This window comes from Micromonospora sp. NPDC047812, assembly GCF_040704175.1.
GTDB lineage: Bacteria > Actinomycetota > Actinomycetes > Mycobacteriales > Micromonosporaceae > Micromonospora.
This window is the reverse complement of record NZ_JBEYRY010000034.1, coordinates 1-1,910: the sequence shown is the minus strand read 5'-3', so window position 1 is coordinate 1,910 and position 1,910 is coordinate 1. Positions and strand designations below refer to the sequence as shown.

The 1,910-nt window shown below is 72.8% G+C and carries 1 protein-coding gene; it reads right to left on the bottom strand.

Annotated features, from left to right (window positions below; genetic code table 11):
- A partial coding sequence (locus AB0883_RS30735; RefSeq protein WP_366644765.1) for a condensation domain-containing protein occupies positions 1 to 1,910 on the bottom strand: 1,910 nt, incomplete at both ends.

The following is a 1,910-nucleotide window of genomic DNA, read 5'->3' as shown; positions in this document are numbered from 1 at the left end:
ACCGACACCTCACCCGCCGGCAGGCACACCACCGACGCGTCACCGTCCACGTCGGCGACCATCGCCTCCAACACCGCCCGGTACATGCCACCGAGGCGCAGGACGTTGGGGTAGCTGACCTGGTGCGGCCGGGCCAGGATGTTGAGGACGCCGCCGAGCGTGGAGACGTGCAGGCCGAACTCGCCGCTGGCCTCGTAGATCGCGTCGTCGAAGTCGACCCGCTCGGTGTCGACCTGCTCGAAGTCGAGGTAGTTGAAGAGGATTTCGATCGGCCGGCGCCCGTCGCCGAGGCGCTGCACGGCCGGCAGCGGGTAGCGGCGGTGCGGCCACAGCTCCAGCTCCCCGGCGTACGTGCCCCGGATCAGCTCGCGCCAGGTCCGCGCGCCCGCGTCGTGCACGAACGGCAGCGTGTTCAGGTGCATCCCGTAGACCCGGTCGGCGCCGGTGACCTCGGGCCGGCCGTGGCTGACCAGCCCGCTGGTGAACACGGGCTCGGCGGTGAGCTGGCTCATCACCTTCAGGTGCGCGGCCAGCAGCACGCTCTTCAGCGACGTGTCGGTACGGCTGGCCAGCTCGCGCAGGTCGTCCATCAGGTCGTGCAGGGGGACGCGGGTGCCGCACTCGTACTCGGGGACCGACTCGTCCTCGCCCCAGCCGGCCGGCAGCTCGAAGACCGGCCGGGCGACGACGCCCTGCCAGTAGTCGCGGTCCTCGGCCGACGCCAGCGCCTCGATCTCGCCGGCCACGAAGTCGGCGTAGCGGACCGGGGGCGCCTCGAACGCGGCCGGCACGCCGGTGTCGCGCAGGCTGCGGTAGTTTTCGAGGATCTCCATCAGCAGCGAGTGGTGGCTCCAGCCCTCGAGGATGCCGTGCGACATGGTCAGCACGAACCACCACGTGTCGTTGCGGCCGGCCGCCCCGGCGATGCGCATCTGCGGGACCTGGTCGGGGGCGAAGGGCCGGGACCGCTCGGCGGCCAGGTACGCCCGCAGCCGGTTCTCGGCCTCCTCGTCCGTGCCGTCGCGCAGGTCGAGCAGCGTGACGTCGACGGGCACCTCGGCGTGCACGAGCTGCATGGGCACCGAGAAGCCGGTCAGGTCGAACGACGTACGCAGGATCTCGTGCCGGTCCACGACGGTCCGCACGGCCCGGCGCAGCGCGTCGCCGTCGAAGGCGTGCTCGTCGCGGATCGGGAACGCCGACACGTTGTGGTAGGTGCGACGCTCCGAGTCGGAGAGGGTGACCACCAGCATGGCGAGCTGCACCTGCGCGCACGGGTACGCGTCGGCGAGCCCGGCGGGCAGGGCGGCGCGGTCGGCGTCGTCGAGCAGGCTGAACGGGGCGACCGCCCGGAAGGCGGGCGCGGCCTCGACGTCGTCCCCGCCGGTGAGGTGCTGCGCCAGGGCGGCGACCGTGCGGTGCACGAAGACGTCGCGCACCGAGACCGGGTGCCCGGCGCCGCGCAGCGCGCCCACGAGCGCGATGGCGCTGATGGAGTGCCCGCCGAGGTCGAAGAAGCTCTCCTGGGTGCTGACCTGCTCCAACTGGAGCACCCGGCCCCAGATCTCCGCCAGCTGCGCCTCCAGCTCCGTCGCCGGGGCGACGTGCTGCCGGTGCGCCGGCACCGCGGCGTCCCAGAGGGCGGCCCGGTCGACCTTGCCGTTGGCGTTGAGCGGGATCGCCTCCACGGCCACGAACTCGGCCGGGATCATGTACTCGGGCAGGTGCTCCACGCACCGCTGCCGGATCCGGTCCGCCAGCTCCGTGGCCGCCGCGCCCGGCCGGTAGAACACCACCAGCCGGTCCGACTCGCCGACCAGGGCGACCGCGTCGCCGACGCCGTCGGTGCCCTCGACGACCGACTCGATCTCGCCGAGTTCGATCCGGTAGCCGCGGATCTTCACCTGGTG